The sequence below is a fragment of the Hahnella aquatica (SeqCode) genome, assembly GCF_965194505.1.
GTDB classification, from domain to species: domain Bacteria; phylum Pseudomonadota; class Gammaproteobacteria; order Burkholderiales; family Burkholderiaceae_A; genus Hahnella; species Hahnella aquatica.
Genome location: NZ_OZ239144.1, coordinates 819,349 through 841,918, shown reverse-complemented (window position 1 = coordinate 841,918; position 22,570 = coordinate 819,349). Strand labels below are relative to the sequence as shown.

Below are 22,570 nucleotides of genomic sequence, written 5' to 3'. Positions count from 1 at the left end.
GTGTCTGACACCCACATGGCGTCTGAGATTGAAGTCTGCTTCGCGCTGCTCGGAACCAAGGCACCAACAGCGCGCGACCTTGGGCGCTGGCCCTTGCTTGGAGGTGCCAGGCAGCACCTTCAAACGCTCACCGCAACCTACTTCGACACACCCAACGCCCTTTTGGCCTGCCATCGAGTGGGCCTGCGCATTCGGCGTGAATCTGGCAAGTGGCAACAGACCTTTAAGGCCGAGGGTGATGGACTCGAGCGGCTTGAGATTCACCACACACTCACCCAAAAGACTGCCCAACCCTTTCCAGCCATCGACCCCCTTGGCCTGCCAAATCGGGCACAGCTTGCCAGCCTTGGATTCAAGAAGTCAGAGGCTTCCCAGCTCAGCAATCCGGCTGCACTGGGCCCCTTGTTCACTGTTCGCGTTCGTCGCACCGTCTGGCAAGTGGCCCTGGGCTCGAGCCTGCTGGAGGTGGCCTACGATCTCGGAAGCATCGAAACCGAGTCCGACCAGCGGCCGGTTGTGGAGATCGAGATCGAACTGCTCTCCGGACAGCGAGCGGATCTTTTTGCCGCCTGCCAATCTCTGTCGGTCTTTCTCGATGGCATCGGGCTGCCGGCCTGCCTTGAGCCACGCTCGAAGGCGCAACGAGGCCTCATGCTCGTCTACCCGGAATCGAGTTTCTCTGACCTGCCCAAGGCAAGGGCCACAGGCGAGACCGGTGTGGTGCTCTCGGCACACCTGTTGCGTGCCACCCAGGCGCTGGCCACCGAGGTCTGGCGCATTCTGGACACCACCGATCCGGAGGGGCCACATCAGGCACGTGTGGCGTTGCGGCAGATTCGAACCATCCTAAAACTCATGCAATCAGCGGCGCCAGAGGTCATTGAAGACCCATTGCTAACAGCCTGCTCGGCCCTGGCCGACTCACTTGGGGAGCTTCGCGACCTGGACGTGGCCTTGGAGAAGGTCGTCGAGCCACTGCACGCAGCGCTGGAGACAGACCGCGAGGTGTCCGAGGCACTGCACCTGGCCAACCTGGCCAGGAGACAGATCCGAGACGCCATCAGAGAGGCGCTTCGCCAGCAGCACGTTCGAAGCCTGTTGGTGTCGCTCATCGCCCGATCAGATGCCTTGGCAACCCAACACGGCCTGCCCACCGCGGCCGTCTTTGCCAAGGCGCAGGCCCAACAACTCCTCCGGCGCGTATCGCGTCGCAAACGTCAGGCCACGCATGTCGAAGGCCGTCACAGACTTCGGCTCGCCTACAAGGCACTGCGCTATGCCGCCCCCGTTCTGCTCCAACTTGGCGCCGACCCATCTCTGGCTCTTGAGGCAAAGAAGGCTGCCCGTGCCCAGGACAAGCTTGGCGATGACCAAGACCGTGCTGTCATGCTGCACACCCTCATGCGCCATCTCACCGTAACGGAGGAGAACTGCCAGCATGAGCGATTTCTTACCCTGGCCAAGGGCTTTCTCATTGGTCGCGGTTAGATTCGCGCCATGGCAGGTTAGGGTTTTTATGCTCTTGACGGCATGTGTTGCCCGTTGACAATGATCCCGATGCAACGCGATCACCCCGCTCCCGGATTCTCCCCCATCAACCCACGCTCCTCTCTGAACCGCATTGGTCAGGGCAAGCACTTTCTGCAGATCCCTGGTCCCTCAAACGTCCCAGACCGAGTTCTCAGGGCCATCGACTTCCCGACCATCGACCACCGAGGACCGGAATTTCAAAGGCTCGGGCTGCAAATCCTGGAACAGATCAAACCCGTGTTCGGCACACAGCAGCCTGTGGTCATTTACCCCGGGTCTGGAACAGGGGCCTGGGAAGCCGCCCTGGTCAATACCTTGTCCCCAGGAGATCAAATCCTGATGGTCGAGACTGGACACTTCGCGACCCTCTGGAAAAAGCTAGCAGACAAACTGGGGCTTCGCCCCGACTTCATCCCGGGCTCTTGGAGAAGAGGGGTCGATGCCAACCTGCTTGAGAAACGACTGCGGGACGACAGCACCCATCAGATCAAGGCCGTTTGCGTCGTTCACAACGAAACCTCCACTGGGGTCACATCCAACATTGCCGATGTGCGACGGGCCGTGGATGCAGCGCGTCACCCAGCATTGCTCATGGTCGACACGATCTCGTCAATGGCCAGCGTCGCCTTTGAGCACGATGCGTGGGGTGTTGACGTCACCATTGCGGGCTCTCAGAAAGGGCTCATGCTTCCACCGGGCCTCTCTTTTAATGCCGTAAGCCCGAAGGCACTCGAAGCAAGCCGTACCTCAACACTGCCCAAAGCCTACTGGGGCTGGGAAGAGATCATCGCAGCCAACCGAAACGGCTTCTGGCCCTCCACGCCTGCGACAAATCTGCTGTACGGTCTGGCAGAGGCCCTCGACATGCTCTACGAAGAGGGTCTCGAGAATGTTTTCGCAAGACACAAGCGGCACGCCGAAGCAACCCGGCGGGCTGTGAAGGCCTGGGGCCTCGAGATCCTCTGCGAGAACCCAGAGGAATACAGCCCCGTGCTGACTGCTGTGGTGATGCCCAGGAAGTCCGATGGCACCTACCACGACGCAGATGCCTTCCGAAGAGCCGTGCTGGAGCATTTCAACATGTCACTGGGCACCGGCCTGGCAAAGCTACAAGGCTGGGTCTTTCGAATCGGGCACCTGGGCGACTTTAACGACCTCACGCTGCTGGGCACTCTCGGCGGGGTCGAGATGGGCTTGGCCCACTGCGCTGTGCCCCATCGAAAAGGCGGCATGCAGGCTGCCATCGATTTTTTAAGCCAGTCCTAACCCAAGTCGTTATGCATCCAACAAAAATAAGGAGAACCACAATGGCAACAACCCGTTTTCAAAATACGCGTCGCTCACTGGTGTCCATGGCCGTCATGGTTGGTCTGGGACTCGGTGCTCAGTCATCTCTCATGGCCCAAGAACTTGAAATCAAGCTCGGCCATGTTGGATCTCCCGGGTCCCTCTTCGCACTCTCTTCGGAAGAGTTCGCAAAGCGGGCCAATGCAAAACTCGCCGGCAAGGCTAAAGTGACCGTATTCGGATCAAGCCAGTTGGGTGGTGACAAGGAAATGGTGCAGAAGCTAAAGCTGGGCACCATCGACCTCGCCCTTCCCTCCTCGGTCATGACATCGGAGTCTGACCTCTTCGGTATCTTCGAACTGCCGTATCTGGTCCAGGATCGGAAGCACATGCAGCGCATTGAGAAAGACATTGTCTGGCCCGTGCTCGCGCCTGAGGCCGAAAAGAAAGGGCTCAAGATTCTCGGCGTCTGGGAGAACGGCTACCGACACATCACCAACAACAAGCGCCCGATCGTGGTGCCGGCCGATCTCAAGGGCATCAAGCTTCGGGTGCCCGAGGGCAAGTGGCGTGTTCGCATGTTCCAAGAGTATGGCGCCAACCCATCACCCATGAGTTTCAAGGAGGTCTTCACGGCCCTGCAGACTGGTGTGATGGACGGCCAAGAGAACCCTTTTACGCAGATCTATTCAGCAAAGTTCCAGGAGGTGCAAAAGTTCATCAGCCTGACTGGACACGTCTACACACCGGCCTACCTTACCGCCGGCTCAAAGAAGTGGGCTTCTCTGCCAGCCGATGTCCGCAAGGTTCTCGAGGACACCGCCAAAGAGACACAGGCCTACGTCTACGAGTTAGCGGCCAAGGAAGACCGGGAGCTGCTTGACAAGATCACTGCAGCAGGCACCAAGTCCAATGAGGTCGACAAGAAGGCTTTCGTGGCTGCAAGCAAAGACATCTACAAGGACTTCGGCACCGAGGTGAAAGGTGCGCAGGCTCTGATCGACAAAGCCAACAGCCTGCGATAACTGCAGCAAACGAAGGCCCCTGCGATGTCACATGTCGGTGTTCCCGAGACGGCAGCGGTGGGCCTTCGCGCGCTCTATGGTCGATGCTTAGAGTGGCTTGTGGGGCTCCTCATGGTGGTGCTCTTTCTTGAGGTCACCGCTGGCGTGATCTTTCGAACGCTTGGGAATCCCTTGGTCTGGTACGACGAGGTGGCATCCATGCTGCTCGCATGGCTGACCTTTTACGGTTCTGCCCTGGCGTCCTTCAAACGCGCGCACATCGGCTGCCCCGAGATTGTTGACCTCCTTCCGCCCGGTCCTCGACGCTGGTTCTCGGTGCTGGGGCAGCTTGTAGTCATTGGCTTCTTCGCGCTCGTGGGCTGGATGGGCTTGAAGATCATGCCCATTCTCGCGACCGACTCCATGAGCAGCCTCCCAACGGTCACCATGGACATCCTTCAATCGGTCATTCCGATCTCGGCCGTCCTGATTCTGATCTCAGAGTTCCTGACACTATTCGACCTGCTGCGGCAGCGGCCACAGGCTTAAGGACAACCCATGCAGACCATGGTCATTCTGTTCGGGACTGTTCTTGTCCTGGTGTTGCTAAACGTGCCCATCGCTGTGGCCCTCGGAGTGGTCGCCACGGCCGCCATGGTGCTCACCCAAGGACTCGACGTTCTGCCGAACCTGCCCATCGTGCTCTACCAAAGCGCCACCAACTTCCCACTGCTTGCCATCCCCTTGTTCATTCTGGCGGGCGCCATCATGAATTCATCGGGCATCTCGAGGCGCCTGGTCGGATTGGCCACCGCACTCTTCGGTTGGATCCGCGGAGGTTTGGCGCATGTCAACATTGGCGTGTCTCTGTTCTTTGCCGAGATCTCGGGATCAGCCGTTGCAGATGTCGCGGCACTGGGATCCGTATTGATTCCCGAGATGAAGAAGAAGGGTTACTCGGCGCCGTTTGCGGCTGCAGTCACCTCTTCGTCTGCAACGCTCGCCATCATCATTCCGCCGTCGATTCCCATGATCCTCTATGCAGTCATGGCCGAGACCTCGGTGGTGCAGCTCTTTGTGGCGGGGATTGTTCCCGGACTGATTGGTGGTTTTGGTCTGATGGGGATGGCCTACTACTTTGCGCGTCGCTACAACCTGCCGGTCGAGGAGCGATTCTCGGGCCGCAAACTTTGGATCGCCACCAAAGAAGCGAGCTGGGCATTGCTACTGCCTGTCATTATTCTCGGGGGCATTTTCGGCGGTGTCGTCACGGCGACCGAGGGGGCTGCCCTGGCGGTCTTGGCGTCACTCTTTATCGGCCTTGTCATCTACCGAGATCTCGACTGGGCGCATCTTCGCTCCGCCATCATGGAAGGGGGCACGCAGACCGCGGTGGTCATGCTGCTCGTGGCCACCAGTGGACTGCTGGGCAATTACCTCACCGAGATCTCCGCCCCGCAACAACTGGCAGCCGAGGTTTCTGCATTTACATCGGACAAATACGCGGTCCTTGCCCTCCTGAACATTGTGTTCCTATTTTTGGGCGTCTTTCTACACTCTGCAGCAGCCATCATTCTGGTGGTGCCCGTCGTGATGCCGCTGGTGCTGGCCGTTGGCATCGACCCCGTTCACTTTGGCCTCATCGTGACCATCAACCTTGGTATCGGACAGCAGACCCCGCCGGTGGCCAGTGTCTTGATGGTCTCTAGCGCCATCGCGAAGTGCAGCGTCTGGGAGACCACTCGAGTCAATGTCTACTTCATTGGCGTCTTGTTTGCCGTGCTCATGCTCGTCACCTATGTACCAGTCACCGGCATGGGGCTCGTTGAGTACTTCTATCGTTAGTTGAGGCCTGCCACGATGACCAACATTCTGCTCGAGTCGAGGCAAGGACACATTGCATCACTCACCATCAACCGCCCCGAGAAGCTCAATGCCATGACCAAGCCGCTCTGGCAGGCACTTGGCTCAGCCTTTGAGCGGCTCTCTGCAGATGACAGTGTTCGCTGCATCCTCATCCGTGGCGCTGGCGAAAAGTCTTTCTCACCTGGCAACGACATCAGCGAGTTCGAGACCGAGCGGTCAAACAAGCGTCAGGCCATTGCCTATGGTGAAGTCATGCACCGAACAATTGCGGCCATCTCCAATTGCCCGCATCCGATTGTTGCCCAGGTGCATGGAATTTGTGTCGGCGGTGGCATGGAGATCGCGTCCTTGGCCGACATTCGAATCTGCGGGGAGTCGAGTCGTTTTGGGGCACCGATCAATCGCCTGGGGCTTGTGATGGCCTACAGTGAAATGGGGCCACTCACCAAACTCCTTGGCCCATCCAAAGCCCTGGAGATTCTATTGGAGGGCCGAATTTTTGATGCCGACGAGGCGCTTCGAATTGGACTTGTCTCAAGGGTTGTTAAAGACAGTGAGGTCGAGCGGGAGGCGCAAGAGACAGCACAACGGGTGGCTGCCGGTGCGCCATTGGTGGCGCGTTGGCACAAGAAGTTCGCAAGGCGCCTGGCCGATGCTTCCCCAATTTCATCATCCGAGCGTGACGAGTGCTTTGACTGTTTCGACACAGAGGACTTTCGAATTGGTTACAAGGCCTTTCTTGCAAAGTTGCCCCCAGAGTTTGTTGGTCGATGACATTGAAGGCCTCTGACCGCAACGGGCCACTTCAGGGCATCAAGGTCTTGGAGCTTGCTCAGATCATGGCGGGCCCCACCTGCGGCATGATGCTTGCCGACATGGGCGCTAATGTCATCAAGGTGGAGAAACTCCCCGCGGGTGACGACTCAAGGGGGTATCGCGAGCCAAGGATCAATGGGGTCTCCGCTCCATTCCTGATCCTCAATCGAAACAAGCAGGGTCTGGCCATCGACCTGAAGAAACCCGCTGGTGTGGCGGTGCTCAAGCGCATGGTTGAGAAGGCTGACGTCCTCACTGAGAATTACCGAGCCGGCACCATGGAGAAACTTGGCGTCGGTTACGAGGCCCTAAACGCGGTCAATCCCCGACTCATCTACGCTGCTGTGTCAGGCTACGGACGAACCGGCCCGATGTCGGATAAGCCCGGCTTCGATCTCATTGCCCAGGGCTTCTCCGGCCTCATGAGCATCACCGGCTTTGAGGGGCAACCACCTGCCAAGACTGGAAACTCGGTTGCAGACATCAATGCTGGAATACTGGCCTGCGTTGGAATTCTCGCCGCCTTGGTGGAGCGGAGCGTGACCGGAAAGGGTCAGTTCGTCGAGACCTCCCTCATGGAGGCCGGTCTGCAGCAGACCTACTGGCAGGCGGCGATGTTTTTCGCTAACGGGCGCTCGGCCAAGCCACTTGGATCAGCTCATCCCCTCACGGCGCCCTATCAGGCATTCAAGACGGCCGACGGCCATCTCAATATCGGGGGCGCCAATCAGGCCAACTGGGAACGCATTGCCGACACCCTTGGGCATCCCGAATGGAAAACCGATCCACGCTTTGCAAGCAACTCCGATCGTATGCAGCACCAGCAGGAACTGACCCAGCTGATTGAGGCTGTGCTCGCATTCAAGGGAACCGCGGAGTGGATCGATGCCTTTGATTCCGCCGGTGTGCCGGTGGGGCCAGTACATTCGATTGAAGAGGCCCTGACCCACCCCCAAGCGCTTGCGCGCGAGATGGTGGTGGAGACCCTTCATCCCAAGGCCGGCCGCGTGAAAGGCATTGGCCATCCCATCAAGTTTGGCGCATCCTCAAGGCCAATCCCCACGCCTGCGCCGGAACTGGGTGAGCACACCGTTGGGGTGCTTGAGTCCTTTGGATTTACCCGTCAAGAGATCGATTCACTCATCGATCAAGGGGTGGTGCATCAGGCACCACCAGGCGACGAAAAAGCCTGAAGTTCCGCCGCAATGGGCAGCATCCGGCCCGCCACCCGGCTCAGGATGCGGTAGGTGTCTCGATCGAACTGCACCAACTGCCCGCCCGACAAGCAGGCCTGCAGTCCATCCTCGTCCCGGGCCTCCCCAAGGAATGCCCAGTCACGAAAGACGAGCACGCGATCTCCCTCTCGAAGGTAGGCCGCGCCCTCGAAGGGCCAGTCCTTCACACGAACCGATGTCAGCACCAGTGAAAGCCTTAAATGGTGCTCTCGCGGGTCTTCACGGCCATCGCAGACACCCTTGCAGCGACCAAGTTGTAAGCCAAAACAAGAACGGCCTAGAGCGCGCTTCTCCAGTCCCAGGAAAGCCTTGCACAGAGTGTTGGCCTCGGCCATCGCGCGCAATGCGCGCTGGGCCTCTGTGACGGTCTCATAGAGGCCATGACAACGACCTGGGTGATTTCGAATGGCCTCGGCCACCGCCATCGGTTGAACCTGCGGAAGATCCCCCGGCTCACCCAGCACCAAGGTACTGACCGACCGGGTGAGGCGAAGCTGTCGGTTGAAGATGGGCTTCATGGACTTCACCAGTGCGGCCTCGAGCAGGAGCGCGCCAACCTCGCCGCCCGTTTCTCGATGCTCAATGCGTCGAACCTGCTGGGACATCTGGAGTTCCCGCGACGACCGAGTGTCGCCTGAAAAGTGAGACATCACCCGAGCGCGAATGTCCTTGGACTTCCCAATGTAGAGCGGAAGCTCGTTATCACCGTAGAACAGGTAAACCCCGGGTGAATTGGGCAATGCGTCTATGACGGAGGGGTCGATGTGAGAGGGCAGGCTAGGGCGCGCCGTGAGCGTGCCCACCGCATCCCAGAGGGCCGACGGGCCGATGGACGCCTCGAGCACATGCCAGAACTGCAAGAGCAGATCGGCATCGGCCATGGCCCGGTGCCGCCCCATCGGAACAAGCCCATGCCGTTCAATGAGGGTGTCGAGATTGTGCCGGCTCTCCAGCGGAAAAAGCCTCCGAGACAGTTTTACCGTGCAGAGCGTGGGCGCTCGAAACGCCAGGCCGATGCTGGCAAAGCCTTGTTTGATGAAACTGTAGTCGAAGCGGGCGTTGTGGGCTACAAAAATGCACCCGGCCAACTCATCATGCAGCTCGGCAGCCACCTCTCGGAAGGTTGGGGCATCTGCAACCATCTCGTTGCGAATGCCCGTGAGTGACTCAATGAAGCTCGGGATGACGGTCTCTGGGTTGATCAGCCGCTCCCAACGCCGAACCCGCCCCTCCTCCAATCGAATGACAGCGATCTCTGTGATGCCATCTCGATTGGGAGTGGACCCCGACGTCTCGATGTCCACAAAGGCCAGGGCTTGGGCTGCCATCGGTCAGGGCGCGTCTGGAAGCCGCGTGGTGTAGCGCAGGATGATGCGTTCCTTTTCGATAAAACCCGTATCGGTCCTAATGTCTCGGCCCACATGCAGCATCCAACGGCCACTCAGGCCGTGTGTGGTGAGGGTCAGCATGCCGCGATGCACCCGCAGCGCGTTGCCCTGGCCTGCGCCATTGAATCGCGTCTCACCGCCCTGGGTGTAGAAGTAGGAAAGCCCCAGCCGCAGATGCTCGGTGATCGGCCGTCCGAAGGCCGTCTGGAGGGAGTAGATGGGCGCTTGGTCCAGGGTACCCCTTACGCCCAAGGCGTTGTAGATGGAATCATTTCGAGCAGACCACAACACATCGGCGGCCGTCATCCAGCCCCAGGTGGATGAGAGGGGCTGGTGGTAGCCCACCTGCAAGGCCGCCCGCACGCGGTTCTCGCCGAGGTTTCGGTTAAAGCCGATGGTCTTCTCAAGCTCATACGAGCCCGTGGGCAGCACGAGGTAGCCCCCCACCGCTGCATAGCGGCCTGCGAGTCGATCGGCGAGAAGCCAACGCCCGAGAAACAGGGAGAGATCGCCCGTGGATCGCTCAGGCGTGACCGAGGCTGGCCATCCAGTGGGCCGAATCTCACCATGGGCCACCTGGGCATAGCCGACGGCTGGCTGGCCGGCCCACTCAAATGTTTGTCCGTACCGGAGGTGGCCAACAGCACTGCGCATGCCAATCCCGGGCCGAGTGACCGCTCCTTTGACTTTGAAGTCTTCGCGCACGGCGTGCGTCAAGCCCATCTGCACGTAGCGCATACCCGGCTTGGGGACGATCAGATCGTCCGGCCCCAGGTCAATGGCCCAGAGCGACCCCGCGGCCAAGAACATCAACAGCCCGATCGCGCACGTTTTGAACATGGCCGGATTGTCTCAGAGCCGGACCAAACCTGCCGACTGCCGGGCGTGAAGAAAGGCCTCTTGACGAGGACCGCTCCCAAGCCTGAAGCGGCACCCAGGAGAGCCGACTAAACCAGGGTGTTGGGGCTCGCGCCTCCACGAATGAGGTTGCGAATACCGCCCTTTGGCACGGCAACATCCCCTCGGCGCCGGGGAATCAGGTGCCAGTGGCAATGGAAGACACTCTGGCCTGCGACCTCACCCGCATTGGTTCCCACATTGAAGCCGGCAATGCGGGGGTCTTCGAGCAGCAGACCCCGACGAACGTCGTCGAGCAGGCGCATACAGGCCATCACCTCCAGCTGCCCCATGCCGAAGACGTCGTGCACGTGGCGCCTGGGCAGAATCAGGGTGTGCAGCGGCGTGACGGGGTAGGCATCACGAATGGCAATGGCGTGGGTGTTTTGGGCGATGATCTGGCCTTCTTCGATCTCGCAGAATGGACATTTGAGGGTGCTGAGGTTCATGCCTGCTGCCCATGCAAGCGCAGTGCCAACCATGTGTATGCATGGAACGCCCCTCCCGCGTGCCCTGCCGCATTCTTATGGGGCAGTGACTCGGCGAAATGGGGCATTCTGGTGCATCGCATGCACCAACCCAGAGCAAACCGGGGCGAGCCAGACTCCCCTTAGAATACGCAGGCTCGAACATCCCCTTCCACCTCACGATCCGAGATCATCTTGCTGCTCTATGCGCTGGCGGTTCTGCTCTCAAGCTTCCTTCTCTTTCTGGTTCAGCCCATCATCGCCAAACAGATTGTTCCGTGGTTTGGCGGGTCTGCCTCGGTCTGGTCGGCCTGCCTGACCTTTTTCCAGCTGGTCCTGCTGGCCGGCTACGCTTACTCAGACCTGGTTCAGCGTCTTCAGCCGAAGGCGCAGACGAGCCTGCACGCAGCGCTTTTGGTCGTGAGCCTCATCAGCCTGCCCATTCTGGCGGCCGACGGTTGGAAGCCCATGGGCGACGAAGCACCACTGCTGCGAATCCTCGGCCTGCTGGCCGTCACCATTGGCCTGCCCTACTTCATGCTGTCGACCACCGGACCGCTCATTCAATCCTGGTGGGCTCGCGAGCAGCAAGACCCGCAAATGGCCCAGCGCGCCTACCGACTCTTTGCCCTGTCCAACGCCGGGTCCCTTCTGGGCCTGGTGTCTTACCCCTTCATCATCGAGCCCTATGTGTCCACGCAGCATCAGGCCTGGGTCTGGAGCACCGCCTACGCGGTATTCACGGTGTTGGTGATTCTGGTCGGCCTGAGGGCCATGAAAAGGCCGATGGCATCGGCGCCTTCAGAGGATGCGCGGACAGGCACAGAGGAATCTGCGCATCGCATCAGTCTTCAAGACCACTTTTTTTGGTTCTGCATGGCCGGGCTGGCAACACTGCTGCTGCTCGCCATTTCGAGCCACATTACGCAGAACGTGGCCTCCATCCCGTTTCTCTGGATCCTTCCACTGTCTCTTTACCTGCTGACCTTTGTACTGGCCTTTGAGGGGCGCGGCGGCCGTGGCTGGTATCGCCGCGAGACATTCATGCTTCCAGCGCTGGCCGTATCGGCCATCATGGCCTGGGGCCTGGTGGCTGACGATGGAATCATGCGCATCCAGGAAGCGATTCCCTTGTACCTGGGTGGCCTCTTTCTGGTCTGCTTCTTTTGCCATGGTGAACTGGCCCAGTCCAAGCCGCCTGCACGCAAACTCACCCGGTTCTACTTCATGGTGGCCCTCGGGGGGGCCTGCGGTGGCCTCACTGTCTCGTTGCTTGCCCCTCACCTTGCCCCGTTCTATTGGGAACTTCCGGCCGGCCTTCTTGCAGTGGCGCTCATGGCCCTGTGGGTGGTGTTGCGGCAGGCCGAAACCTTGTTGCCCACCCGAGTGCTCTTTGTCCTTGGCGCGGTGGCCAGCATGACCGCCACGGTGTATTACGCACACGATCACATCGACAGCCTCTTTCATAACAATGAGGTGGCCAGCAGAAATTTCTACGGCACGCTGCGCGTGAACGAGGCCCGATATGAAGGACAGGACCATGCCACTCGACGACTGGTGCACGGCGTGATTCTTCATGGTCTACAGAGTGCAGACCCTGCCCTGCGGCGAATGGCCACCACCTACTACGGGCCGGAGTCCGGGGCGGGCCTGGCCATCAACTGGTATGCGCAGAACCGCCCGAATGGCAGCAGGGTCGGTGTGGTGGGCCTCGGCGTGGGAACGTTGGCCGTATACGGACGGGCCCAGGACCACTACCGCTTCTATGAGATCAATGACGCAGTGATCGATCTTGCACAAGACCAATTTACGTACTTATCAGACAGCCCCGCCGAGAAAAGCTTCTCTCTGGGAGACGCTCGGCTTCAGCTGGAGCGAGAGCCGCCACAGGCCTTTGATGTGCTGGTGATTGATGCCTTCTCAAGCGATGCCATTCCCGTGCATCTGATCACACAAGAGGCCATGGCGGTCTACCTGCGCCACCTCAAGCCAGACGGCGCCATCGTCTTTCATGTGACCAACCGTTACCTGCGACTGCCGCCGGTGGTGCAGCAACTCGCCCACGACGCAGGGCTCATGGCGATGCTCCTCTCCCACCAGCCGGACGACACCTCTGGGCGTCTGCTGGCCTCAACCGACTATGTGCTGGTGACGCGAAACAAGGCACTCATGGCAGACCCCGACATTCAGGATGCGGAGTACATCATCGAGCCCATCACCGGCCTTCGGCTCTGGACAGACGACTTCAACAACCTGTTGCAAGTTCTGAAGTAAAGCCCGCTATCGCTCGATGTCTTGGCGAATGCGAAGCGCCTCGGCCGCCATGACCACTGGTGAAGCAGGCTGTTGCAGCGCATCGGTCGGCGCATCGGTCGGCGCATCAGTCAGTGCGGTCTTCACCGCGTCTGTGGCTCCCAAGGCAGAGGCCACGGCTGTGGCCAGGGAGAACCAGGACCGCTGGGCCAACGCAAAGATCGCGCCCACCACGGGCGGTGGGTCTTCAATGAGTTTGACAATCTGATGGGTGCCCAGGGCCTGGGCATTGGTCTGCCCTGAAAAATAGGGAGACACGTCTTCATCCCCGCGCCCTTCCTCCACAGCCCGACGGATGTCTGCATAGGTCACCGCTGTGCCATCGGGCAGGCGATGGTGAACGCCCCGATCGTCACCTCGTCCGGTGCTCGGGATGTACGCCAGTCGGTCTGATGACTGGAAATCGACAGGTGAAGGGCCCACAGGCGCGCTCCTTGGGTGGTTACCCAGGAGTAAGCAAGAACCAAACCAGCCCCACTGAGACCGAAGCACCCCCCGGCGGGCGCAGGCGCAGCCTGGAAACAGGGGTTAAGCCGGGATGGCTGGTGCTTTCGTGGCGAACTCTTCTTGCTGGGGCTTGATGGCCACCTCGCCCTTTGCGGCAATGTCGACCACCGTCTGGGAGAGCAATTCGATGCCCAGGGGGCTCAACGCCCTGCGCCAGAGGCTGCCCGCGTCCTCCCCGGGCAGCACAAAGCACCAGTCTTGGGCCACGATGCCGCCCGCATCCCACTTGTCATTGAGCTGATAAATGGTGCCGCCTGCAATGGCATCGCCGCACTTCACCGTCCACTCCACCGCGGCCCGCCCGCGATGCCGCGGCAACAGGCTGGGGTGATAGCCCACGCCGCCGAGACGGGCCTTGGCGAGTGCCTCATTGGTGATGAGCGCGTGGCTGTAGGCCGTGACAATCAGGTCGGTGCCGTCCGGAATCTCGTGGCCGCCGACAGATCGAGGATTCTCCTGAATACGAACGGGAAGTCCATGCTGCTGGGCCAAACCCGCCAGACGGTCCTCGGGATCGGTGCAGATCACGCAGGTGATGGTCACGCCAGAGGCTCCCATGAGCCTGGAGAGCACTTCCGAGCCGAAATGTTTTGATCCCACGAGCACGACGTTCATGCGTTGACCTTCCCTTGCGTTATGTTGCGGCGCATCATAAATCCCACTAGAATGGTGCAAGTTTATCAATCAAAAGAAGGGAATCCCATGGAAGTCAAAGGCAGCGTGGCCCTCATCACAGGCGCGGGCAATGGTATCGGTCAGGCCGTGGCCAAACACCTGGCCAGCAAGGGCGCAAAACTCATTCTGGTCGACCGGGTCGAGGCCGACGCCCAGAAAACTGCCGATGCGGTCGCGGCCATGGGCACCGAGGCCATTGCCATCGGTGCGGATGTCACCTCCGAGGCAGACACCGCCCGATTCATCGAGGCAGGGCTGACAAAGTTCGGCAAGCTCAACATGGCCGTGGCGTGTGCGGGCGTGATCCGCGACGGCCTGATGCTCAGCCCCGACAAGGCCACCGGCAAGATCGGTAAGAAGCTTGGCCTCGACAAGTGGCAGCAGGTCATCGACGTGAACCTCACCGGAACCTTCCTGACCCTGCGAGACGCTGCCGAAGCCATGGCCAACGGTGGCTGGCCAGGCCTGCTGGTCACCATCTCCTCGGTCAACAAGGTGGGACAGGTCGGCCAGCTCAACTACTCGTCCAGCAAGGTCGCCTGCGCCCTCATGCCGAAGATCATGATCGGCGAGTTCCACATGCGTGGCATTCGTAACATCCGCGCCGTCGGCATTGCCCCGGGCTACACGGCCACCCCCATGCTGACTGGCATGAACCAGGATGCCCTGGCCGCCATATTGAAGGATGTGCACCTGGGCCGACTGATCGAGCCTGAGGAGATTGCCTCACTCATTGAGCATTGCGCGGTGAACGAGGCCATCAATGCAACCACCCTCGAGATCACAGGTGGGCTCTGCTACGCCGGCGCAATCGCCAAATAAGCCCCTCCTACGACGCCCGAGGCTGCCCTTGCGGCCCCGGGCTCGGGCGATTCACCAGGTAGACCCCGCACAGAATGGCGACGCCCCCCACGAGGTGAAAGATTTCGGGCGCCTCACCCAAGAGCGCCCAGCCCGCCAGGGCGGCATAGATCGGCCCGAAGTAGAGCACCACCGATGTGCGTGCAGCCCCCAAGTGCTGCTGCATGTAGGAGTAGCAGACATACGCACCCACCCCCGGAAAGACACCCACCAGCAGCACATACCAGAAGCCAAGCGGCGTGATCGTCCAATTTGGTGTGAGCGCTGCTTCGATGATCGTGAAGGGGATGAGCACCACAATCCCACCGGCCGTGATGAGGCTGAGCCTGGCCACTGCCGAAAAGCGCGTGGGCACGCCCTTGAGCCTCAGGGAATAGAGAGTCCATGACACCACGCAGACCAGGATCCAAATGTCGCCCGGCGTGAATTGAAGGGCAGCCAACTGAGAGAGATCGCCCTTGATCACCACCCAGACCATGCCCAGCAGGGCCAGGCCAACACCCACAGACTGCACCCAGCCGAAGGGTTCCTTGAGAAGCTTGGCCGAGGCGTAGCTGATGAGTACGGGAGAAAAGGCGTAGAGCAGGCCAATGTTTACCGACGAGGTGGTCTGCCCAGCGATATAGACAAAGGCACCACAGATCCACATTCCAAACGCCCCCATGAGCAGAAACTCCCGTCGCTCCTGAGGCGTCAGTGGCCATGCATGGCGGATCTCACCCACGCAAAATGGCAGCAGTATGCAGAGGGCCACGGACCAGCGAAGCAAGGCCAGGGCATGGGGTTCAATCTCACCCACATAGAGCCGTGCGATGAGGTAGTTCACCGTCCAAAAGGCCGGTGTCACAAACAACAGTGCGAGTGACAAACGAACCTGCCAAGTCATGGAATGGCCACCTTGGGCATGCGTTCCAGAATGATGATGGACTTCTCCTGTATCCACTCGGACTGACGATTCCGATCGTACCGCCGGGGTGCCGGGAGTATGGCAGCAAGCCAGGCCGACTGCTCGGCCGTGAGCGCTGCGGCTGGAATGCCGAAGTAGTGCTGCGCGGCTGCCTCGATGCCAAAGACGCCCACACCCCACTCGGCCACATTGAGGTACAACTCAAGAATGCGGCGCTTGTCATGCACCAGCTCGAGCATGCCCGTGAGCACCACCTCCTGACCCTTGCGAACAAAGCTGCGCTCGGAGGAAAGAAACAGATTCTTGGCCAATTGCATGGTGATCGTCGAACCACCCCGCTTGATCTTTCCTTTGCGAAGGTTGTCTCTGGCCGCCTTCTCAATGGCCTCCCAGTCGATGCCATCGTGCTGGGTGAAGCCGGAGTCTTCTGCGGCCACCACGGCACGCTTCACCTGCGACGAGATGCGGCTGTAATCCACCCAGCGGTGCCGCAGAACCACCGGTCGAGACTGAACCATGGAGAGACGTGCCTGCTCTGCGCGCATGAAGGATGTCGTGGTCGGGTCCACGAATCGAAGCCAGACCACCTGCGAAAAGAAGAAGAGCTGCACCACCAGCACAAGGCCCAGGAGCAGGCCAACCGGCCAGCGCAGCCATCGCCAGATGCGCCGCATCAGTCTGACTCTCCCCGAAGATGTCGAACGATCTGCTGGGCCAGTGTCTCTGAGATGCCGTCCACCGTCTTCAAGTCATCCACAGAGGCCGCCCGCAGCCCCTGCAGACCGCCGAATCTGGCCAGCAGCCGCTGACGCCGCTTCGGCCCAATGCCCTCGATGTCGTCTAACACAGAGCCTTGCCGAGCCTTGGCCCGCTTGGCCCGCATGCCCGTGATGGCAAACCGATGGGCCTCATCTCGAATCTGTGCCACGAGCAGCAAGGCCGCATGGTCGCGGCCCAAGGCCAGCTCTCGGCCATCCACATAGAGCAGACGCTCAAGTCCCACCTTGCGACCCTCGCCCTTGACCACACCGATCAAGACACTCGTGTCGTGACCGCATTCCTCAAAGACCTGGGCAGCCATGCTGAGCTGCCCCTTGCCGCCATCGATGAGCACGAGGTCGGGAAGGCTCTCGGCTTCACCATAGCGGCGCAGCAGCGCCTGTCGCATGGCGGCATAGTCGTCTCCCGGTGTGATGCCCTCGATGTTGAATCGACGGTACTCGCTCGGCTGCATGGCATGGTGGTGGTAGACGACGCACGAGGCCTGGGTGGCCTCGCCGGCGGTGTGACTGATGTCGAAACACTCGATGCGCAACAGGGCAAGGTCGTCCTGCGCAGCAAGCCCCAGCGTGTCGGCCAGCAGCCTCGTCTTGGCCTCCGCACCACCCTGCTCCTGGGCACGCCGGGCCAGAGCAAGGCGTGCGTTGTCCTCGGCCATGCGCAGCCAATCCCGTCGCTTGCCCTGCGGCGAATGCAGCAGCTTGGGCGCGCGCTCTGTGCTCGACCACCACTCGAGAAGCGCCTCCACCACACCCTCCCGATTCAAGACCAGGGTGGGAATGCTGGTCGTGTTGCCGTAGTGCTGCCCCACAAAGGCCACCAGGGCCTCATCGAGCACGGACTCCTGGTCCTGATCGAGGGCAGATGCATTCATCGAGAAGTGGGCACGGTCTCCCAAATGACGGCCACCCCGCACCATGGCCAAATTGACCACCAGTCGATGGCCGTCGGTGGCCACCGCGAGGATGTCGCAGTCCTGGCCGTCCTCGGCCTCCATGGAGTGCTGCTGCAGCACGCGAGAGAGGGCAGAGATTTGATCTCGAAAGACTGCCGCCTCTTCAAAGGCGAGCCGCTCAGAGGCCTCGACCATGTCTGCCTCTAGGCCCTGCAAGACCTCCTCATGACCGCCCTTGAGAAAGGCCAGCGCGCGCTGGGTGTCTCTGGCGTAATCCTCCGAGGAGATGACACCGACGCAAGGTGCGCTGCACCGATGAATCTGGTGGAGCAGACAGGCCCGCGACCGATTGGAGAACACGGAGTCTGCACAGCTGCGGAGCTGGAAGACCTTCTGCAGAATCTGGATGCTCTCTTTCACGGCCCAGCCGTTGGGAAAAGGGCCAAAGTAATCCGCCTGTCGATCCACTGCCCCCCTGTAGAAGCTGATTCTGGGAAAGGCATGCCGACTCATTCGCAGGTACGGATACGACTTATCGTCTCGGAAGAGAATGTTGTATCTCGGCGACTGCGTTTTGATCAGGTTGCTCTCGAGCAGCAGGGCCTCTGCCTCAGACCGAACCACGGTGATCTCAGCCCGATGAATCTGCGAGACCATCTTGGCAATTCGCGGGCTGTGGCCATGCTTCTGAAAGTAAGACGACACACGCTTCTTTAGATGACGGGCCTTGCCCACATAGAGCAGCTCATCGGCCGCGCTCCAGAATCGATAGACCCCAGGCGCAGCCGGCAAGCCCTTCAGGAAGGCGGCGATCTCTTCAGGGGTCATCTGCTCAAGGCTTGTCTGGCCTGCCCCACCACAGCAAGAAACATGGCCTCGGTGAGCCGGCCAGTGTTCACGTTGTAGCGGCTCGGGTGATAACTGTCGATGAGACACAACTGGCCGAGATCGTGCTCTGCACCGTGGGCAAAGGAATGGGCTGAAGCGCGCAGGCCCAAGGCCTTGATCACCGCCTGGTGAGAAACCGCTCCAAGGGCAAGCACCACACGTGGCCGCTGAGACAAGAGCTCTGCCTGAAGATAACTGCCACAGGTGCGAACCTCTTCACCGGTGGGCTTATTGGCCGGTGGAAGACACTTCACCGCGTTGGTGATCCGACAGTTGTGGAGCGTGAGCCCATCATCACGGTGCAAGGAACGCGGCGCACTTGAGAAGCCGTGCGCATGCAGACTGCCATAGAGAAGGTCGCTGCAGGCGTCGCCCGTGAAGGGCCGGCCAGTGGCGTTGGCGCCATGCAAGCCTGGGGCCAGGCCCACCACCAGCAGCTGCCCTGCGGCGTCACCAAAAGGGGGCACCGGGGCACAGAAATAACTCGGGTGGTCTGCCCGAATGGCGTCTAGAAAGCCCGCAAGCCGCTCACAACGACGACAGCCCGCGAGTGCCTCCATGCTCACGCATCCGGCAGGAGCCGAGCCAGGCTTCGCCGCGCGGGCGCAGCCAGAAAGGCAGGCATTCGGCGTGGCAGTTCATCCAGCGCCCGAATGCTGAGGTCGGGCCGATTGCAAATCAGGGTGGCATCGCAGCCGGCCTCAAAGGCCGCCTGTGCACGATCGGCCACATCCTCGTAGATGGCGGCACCCGCCATGGCCAGGTCATCGCTGATCACCACGCCTTCAAAGCCCAGACGCCCCCTTAGGATGTCTGTGAGCCAGATCTTTGAGAATCCCGCGGGCTGCTCGTCGACGGCCGTGTAACGAATGTGTGCCGGCATCACGGCCGACAGGGGTGCATCTCCCCTCCCCAGCCAGGCATAAGGGCTCGCATCATCGGAGAGGATGGTCTCCAAGGGGCGGTCATCGACCGGCAGCGCCAGGTGGGAGTCGGCCTGCGCCCAGCCATGCCCCGGGAAATGTTTTCCACAATTGTGAAAGCCGGCCATTCGAAGACCATGCATCACGGCTGAGGCCAGCATGGCCACCAATGCCGGGTCTCGGTGAAGGGATCGGTCGCCGATCACCGCGCTCTGGCCATGATTGAGGTCGAGCACAGGCGTGTAGCTGTAGTCGACCCCCACGGCCCGCAACTCTCGGGCCAGGGTCACGCCGGCCTGCGTGGCGCCTTGCATGGCCTGGGCCATGGCCGCTGCACTGGGCTGGCCAGAGAGGCCCTCGCCCAGGCTGCGAAAAGAAGGCAATGCGGTAAAACCCTCTCGAAACCGCTGTATGCGACCACCCTCATGGTCGACAGAAATGAGCAAGGGGCGAAGGCGGTGAATGGATGCAGTCAGCGCCTTGAGCTGCTCCACCGACTCAAAGTTGCGGCTAAACAAAATGACACCACCCACCCAAGGGTGCATCAGTCGCTCACACTCCTCTGCGGTGAGCGCCAAGCCCTCCACATCGATGATCAGGGGACCAAGGCTCATCGCTTCTCCACCACGGCAAAGGCCTGGGCCATGCTCTGCTCATCTGACAGGGACACATGGACGACAAGCCCCTCCCGCTCCAAATGTTCAGCCAACTCACCGTGGGCCACCACCATGGGGGCCCCGCGCGCATCGTTGAGCAGTTCGAGCCGCTGCAGACCCATCGGCCTTGAGAGGCCAAAGCCAAGCGCCTTTCCAACAGCCTCCTTGCCAGCAAAACGCTTGGCCAGATAAGACACCGCGCGCTCCGCTGGCTGAGCACCCGAGCCCTGCTGCGCAGCGAAGCGCTCGCGTTCCGTCGGGCCGAGAATCCGATCAGACAGCCGTCCACCCCAACGGCACAGAAGGGTTCGCATCCGATCGGTCAGCACCACATCCGTTCCCACGCCCACAATCATGTCGCAGCCTCCCGCATCAGACGTTTCATTTCTCGGACAGCCTCGCGCATGCCCACGAAGACCGCGCGTGACACGATGGCGTGCCCAATGTGGAGCTCACGCACGCCTGGCAGCGCCGCCACCGGCTGCACATTGAAGTAGTTGAGCGCATGGCCAGCGTTAAAACGCATGCCCAACGACACAATGGCCTCCCCCGCGCGCGCGAGTCGAGCAAGCTCTTGCTGTACCGGCGGCCGATCTGGGTCACGGCCCTGGGCATGAAAGATCTCTGCATAGGGGCCGGTGTGTACCTCGCAAACCTCCACCCCAAGGTCGTGGGCCGCCTGAATCTGCCGAGGTTCGGCATCGACAAAAGCGCTCACGGTGATGCCCGCGTCTCGGAGGGTCTTCACCATAGGGCGCAAGGCAGAGGCCTGGCCGGCCACATCCAGACCACCCTCGGTGGTGATCTCTTGCCGGCCCTCTGGCACCAGCATGGCCATCTCGGGTGAGACTGCCACGGCAATGGCCACCATCTCGGCTGTGGCCGCCATCTCCAGATTGAGCTTGATCTGGGTGTGGGTGCGCAGGCGGTCGACATCGGCGTCTTGAATGTGCCGCCGATCCTCACGCAGGTGAACAGTGATGCCATCGGCACCGCCCAGGTGGGCCTCGACAGCCGCCCAGATTGGATCTGGGTCGTAGGTGCGCCGCGCCTGCCGAAGCGTGGCGACATGATCAATGTTCACACCCAACTCAATCATCGAACAGCCTCTCTCAAACGGTGAAGATCACGAATGGTTTCCCGGGACATCAGTTCTGCTCCACCCAAATGATGCCGCAGGAGAGACCGGAGCAGGCGTTTGGCCTGCGAGGCCACGCCGGGGTCGGCCAAGGACGGGGCGAAAACATCGAGCGGATCATCGAACTGGGCCAGGGCCCGCACCAAGGGCTCTGATATGGGCTGGCCATCCAAGCCACTCTCTGGCCCCTGGTCGCTTACGGCATCGAAGCTCGGCAGCACCCCCATCTCTCGAAGCAGTCGGCACTCAAACTGGCGAAGAATGGGTTCGATGAGACTGAACTCGCCCCGTGACAACGAGGCCAGCCCGAAGAGTGCCGACCGGTAGGCATCGAACAAAACGGGATGGGCGTCTTGTCGGGGCAGTAGGCGCATGATCAGTTCATTGAGGTAGAAGCCTGCCAGCAGAGCCTCTCCAGAGAGCACGGGCATGCCGCCCTGCCACTCTGCGGCCATCAGTGTTCGCAGGTCTCCTTTGCTTGCATATCGAACCATGATCGGCTGGAACGGCTGCAGCAGGCCACGCAAGGCCGATCTAGGCCGCCGTGCGCCCCGCGCGACCAGGCCAAGTCGGCCCTCGGCCCGGGTGAGCACCTCAACGATGAGGCTGGTCTCCCGCCAGGCCAGGCTATGCAGGACATAGGCCTCATTCATATCCGAAGCTACGCACCGCCTTGTCGTCGTCGGCCCAGTTCTCTTTAACCTTGACCCAGAGCTGCAGATGCACGGGCTGCTCGATCAGTTTGATGATGTCTCGGCGCGCCTCTGTGCCGATTCTGCGAATTCGGTCGCCACCCTCACCGATGACCATGGGCTTCTGAGAGGCCCTGGCCACCACGATCGTGGCGTCGATCTCGACCCGCGAGGTCTCTGGCGTGGCCTCTGCAAATCGCTCAATGACCACAGTGGCCTCATAGGGCAGTTCATCTCCCATGAGCCGAAAGAGTTTCTCCCGAATGAGCTCGGCACACATGAATCGAATGCTCCGATCCGTGACCGTATCGGCTTCCACCAGCGGTGGCTGCTCGGGCAGGCATTCGGCAAGCGCCTTGGCGAGCACATCGAGTTGAAAGCCTTTCTCAGCAGACACCGGCACCAGTGCGGCAAAGCTGCGCGACTCCGACAGGGCCTGGGCAATGGCAAAGGCCTGGGCCTTGTCGCGCTCGGTCTTGAGCAGGTCTGACTTGTTCAGGGCCACCAGGACTGGCAGGTCTTTGGGCAGCATCGTCAGCACGCGCTCATCCTCTGGCAACAGACGACGGGCCTCAATGACCCACAAGACCGCATCGACATCGGCCATGGATGAGACCGCCGCCTTGTTCAGGTGGCGATTGAGGGCTGCCTGATGGAGATGCTGAATCCCCGGCGTGTCCACAAAGAGAATTTGATGTTCGGGTGTCGTGCGCACACCAAGAATTCGATGACGCGTGGTCTGCGCCTTTCGAGAGGTGATGCTCAGGGGCATGCCCACTAGCTCATTGAGCAGGCTGGACTTGCCAACATTGGGACGACCCACGATGGCAACCATCCCCGCGCGG

At 60.8% G+C, this 22,570-nt stretch carries 23 protein-coding genes; 9 read left to right on the top strand and 14 right to left on the bottom strand.

The window, feature by feature from the left end; translation table 11 throughout:
• From AC8GDA_RS04395 to AC8GDA_RS04365, 7 genes are all read left to right on the top strand, one after another.
• On the top strand, positions 1 to 1,488 hold the full coding sequence (locus AC8GDA_RS04395; protein ID WP_506557091.1) for a CYTH and CHAD domain-containing protein: 1,488 nt from the start codon (positions 1 to 3) through the stop codon (positions 1,486 to 1,488).
• A gap of 69 nt (positions 1,489 to 1,557) precedes the next feature.
• Positions 1,558 to 2,796: a pyridoxal-phosphate-dependent aminotransferase family protein gene (locus AC8GDA_RS04390; protein ID WP_506557090.1), complete on the top strand. Its 1,239-nt coding sequence runs from the start codon at positions 1,558 to 1,560 to the stop codon at positions 2,794 to 2,796.
• A gap of 41 nt (positions 2,797 to 2,837) precedes the next feature.
• Positions 2,838 to 3,842 carry a TRAP transporter substrate-binding protein gene (locus tag AC8GDA_RS04385; protein ID WP_506557089.1) on the top strand — a complete coding sequence of 335 codons (1,005 nt, stop codon included), beginning with the start codon at positions 2,838 to 2,840 and terminating at the stop codon, positions 3,840 to 3,842.
• A 24-nt stretch (positions 3,843 to 3,866) separates the two neighbouring features.
• A complete protein-coding gene (locus AC8GDA_RS04380; RefSeq protein WP_506557088.1) occupies positions 3,867 to 4,370 on the top strand; it encodes a TRAP transporter small permease in 504 nt (167 codons plus the stop codon).
• Between the two features lie 9 nt (positions 4,371 to 4,379).
• A complete protein-coding gene (locus tag AC8GDA_RS04375; protein WP_506557087.1) occupies positions 4,380 to 5,666 on the top strand; it encodes a TRAP transporter large permease in 1,287 nt (428 codons plus the stop codon).
• A gap of 15 nt (positions 5,667 to 5,681) precedes the next feature.
• Complete coding sequence (locus tag AC8GDA_RS04370; RefSeq protein ID WP_506557086.1) at positions 5,682 to 6,461, top strand: enoyl-CoA hydratase/isomerase family protein; 780 nt, start codon at positions 5,682 to 5,684, stop codon at positions 6,459 to 6,461.
• A complete protein-coding gene (locus AC8GDA_RS04365) occupies positions 6,458 to 7,696 on the top strand; it encodes a CaiB/BaiF CoA transferase family protein (protein ID WP_506557085.1) in 1,239 nt (412 codons plus the stop codon). The genes AC8GDA_RS04370 and AC8GDA_RS04365 overlap by 4 nt, the downstream gene beginning before the upstream one ends.
• Here AC8GDA_RS04365 and AC8GDA_RS04360 read toward each other — a convergent pair.
• From AC8GDA_RS04360 to AC8GDA_RS04350, 3 genes are all read right to left on the bottom strand, one after another.
• Positions 7,666 to 9,066 (bottom strand): exonuclease domain-containing protein, encoded by a 1,401-nt coding sequence (locus AC8GDA_RS04360; RefSeq protein ID WP_506557084.1) that lies wholly within the window; start codon positions 9,064 to 9,066, stop codon positions 7,666 to 7,668. The two genes, AC8GDA_RS04365 and AC8GDA_RS04360, sit on opposite strands and share 31 nt — an antisense overlap.
• 3 nt (positions 9,067 to 9,069) lie before the next feature.
• Positions 9,070 to 9,966 (bottom strand): transporter, encoded by an 897-nt coding sequence (locus tag AC8GDA_RS04355; RefSeq protein ID WP_506557083.1) that lies wholly within the window; start codon positions 9,964 to 9,966, stop codon positions 9,070 to 9,072.
• Positions 9,967 to 10,073: 107 nt separating this feature from the next.
• A complete protein-coding gene (locus AC8GDA_RS04350; RefSeq protein ID WP_506557082.1) occupies positions 10,074 to 10,472 on the bottom strand; it encodes an HIT family protein in 399 nt (132 codons plus the stop codon).
• 213 nt (positions 10,473 to 10,685) lie between these two features.
• Here AC8GDA_RS04350 and AC8GDA_RS04345 point away from each other — a divergent pair, with 213 nt between their 5' ends.
• On the top strand, positions 10,686 to 12,764 hold the full coding sequence (locus AC8GDA_RS04345; RefSeq protein ID WP_506557081.1) for a spermidine synthase: 2,079 nt from the start codon (positions 10,686 to 10,688) through the stop codon (positions 12,762 to 12,764).
• Positions 12,765 to 12,770: 6 nt separating this feature from the next.
• Here AC8GDA_RS04345 and AC8GDA_RS04340 read toward each other — a convergent pair whose 3' ends face one another.
• Positions 12,771 to 13,226: a hypothetical protein gene (locus tag AC8GDA_RS04340; protein WP_506557080.1), complete on the bottom strand. Its 456-nt coding sequence runs from the start codon at positions 13,224 to 13,226 to the stop codon at positions 12,771 to 12,773.
• Positions 13,227 to 13,331: 105 nt separating this feature from the next.
• Complete coding sequence (locus AC8GDA_RS04335; RefSeq protein ID WP_506557079.1) at positions 13,332 to 13,925, bottom strand: formyltransferase family protein; 594 nt, start codon at positions 13,923 to 13,925, stop codon at positions 13,332 to 13,334.
• Positions 13,926 to 14,012: 87 nt separating this feature from the next.
• Here AC8GDA_RS04335 and AC8GDA_RS04330 point away from each other — a divergent pair, with 87 nt between their 5' ends.
• Positions 14,013 to 14,807 carry an SDR family NAD(P)-dependent oxidoreductase gene (locus AC8GDA_RS04330; protein ID WP_506557078.1) on the top strand — a complete coding sequence of 265 codons (795 nt, stop codon included), beginning with the start codon at positions 14,013 to 14,015 and terminating at the stop codon, positions 14,805 to 14,807.
• Between the two features lie 7 nt (positions 14,808 to 14,814).
• Here the strand turns inward: AC8GDA_RS04330 and AC8GDA_RS04325 are convergent, their stop codons facing one another.
• Genes AC8GDA_RS04325 through era form a run of 9 tightly spaced genes read right to left on the bottom strand, consistent with a single transcriptional unit; the run spans position 14,815 to position 22,560 of the window.
• Positions 14,815 to 15,732, bottom strand: coding sequence for a DMT family transporter (locus AC8GDA_RS04325; RefSeq protein ID WP_506557077.1), 918 nt, complete (start codon positions 15,730 to 15,732; stop codon positions 14,815 to 14,817).
• A complete protein-coding gene (gene mtgA, locus AC8GDA_RS04320; RefSeq protein WP_506557076.1) occupies positions 15,729 to 16,427 on the bottom strand; it encodes a monofunctional biosynthetic peptidoglycan transglycosylase in 699 nt (232 codons plus the stop codon). Before mtgA ends, AC8GDA_RS04325 begins: the two co-directional genes overlap by 4 nt.
• Positions 16,427 to 18,256 carry an excinuclease ABC subunit UvrC gene (gene uvrC / locus AC8GDA_RS04315; RefSeq protein ID WP_506557075.1) on the bottom strand — a complete coding sequence of 610 codons (1,830 nt, stop codon included), beginning with the start codon at positions 18,254 to 18,256 and terminating at the stop codon, positions 16,427 to 16,429. The genes mtgA and uvrC overlap by 1 nt, the downstream gene beginning before the upstream one ends.
• A complete protein-coding gene (locus tag AC8GDA_RS04310; RefSeq protein ID WP_506557074.1) occupies positions 18,253 to 18,876 on the bottom strand; it encodes a uracil-DNA glycosylase in 624 nt (207 codons plus the stop codon). The genes uvrC and AC8GDA_RS04310 overlap by 4 nt, the downstream gene beginning before the upstream one ends.
• Positions 18,877 to 18,878: 2 nt before the next feature.
• The gene (gene nagZ, locus AC8GDA_RS04305) at positions 18,879 to 19,853 is read right to left on the bottom strand and encodes a beta-N-acetylhexosaminidase (RefSeq protein WP_506557073.1); all 975 of its coding nucleotides are present in this window, start codon (positions 19,851 to 19,853) and stop codon (positions 18,879 to 18,881) included.
• On the bottom strand, positions 19,850 to 20,251 hold the full coding sequence (acpS, locus tag AC8GDA_RS04300) for a holo-ACP synthase (RefSeq protein WP_506557072.1): 402 nt from the start codon (positions 20,249 to 20,251) through the stop codon (positions 19,850 to 19,852). The genes nagZ and acpS overlap by 4 nt, the downstream gene beginning before the upstream one ends.
• Positions 20,248 to 20,994, bottom strand: coding sequence for a pyridoxine 5'-phosphate synthase (locus AC8GDA_RS04295; protein ID WP_506557071.1), 747 nt, complete (start codon positions 20,992 to 20,994; stop codon positions 20,248 to 20,250). Before AC8GDA_RS04295 ends, acpS begins: the two co-directional genes overlap by 4 nt.
• Positions 20,991 to 21,686, bottom strand: coding sequence for a DNA repair protein RecO (gene recO / locus AC8GDA_RS04290; protein ID WP_506557070.1), 696 nt, complete (start codon positions 21,684 to 21,686; stop codon positions 20,991 to 20,993). The genes AC8GDA_RS04295 and recO overlap by 4 nt, the downstream gene beginning before the upstream one ends.
• Entirely contained in the window at positions 21,679 to 22,560 is an 882-nt protein-coding gene (gene era, locus AC8GDA_RS04285; protein ID WP_506557069.1) for a GTPase Era, read from the bottom strand. The genes recO and era overlap by 8 nt, the downstream gene beginning before the upstream one ends.
• Positions 22,561 to 22,570: the final 10 nt, after the last annotated feature.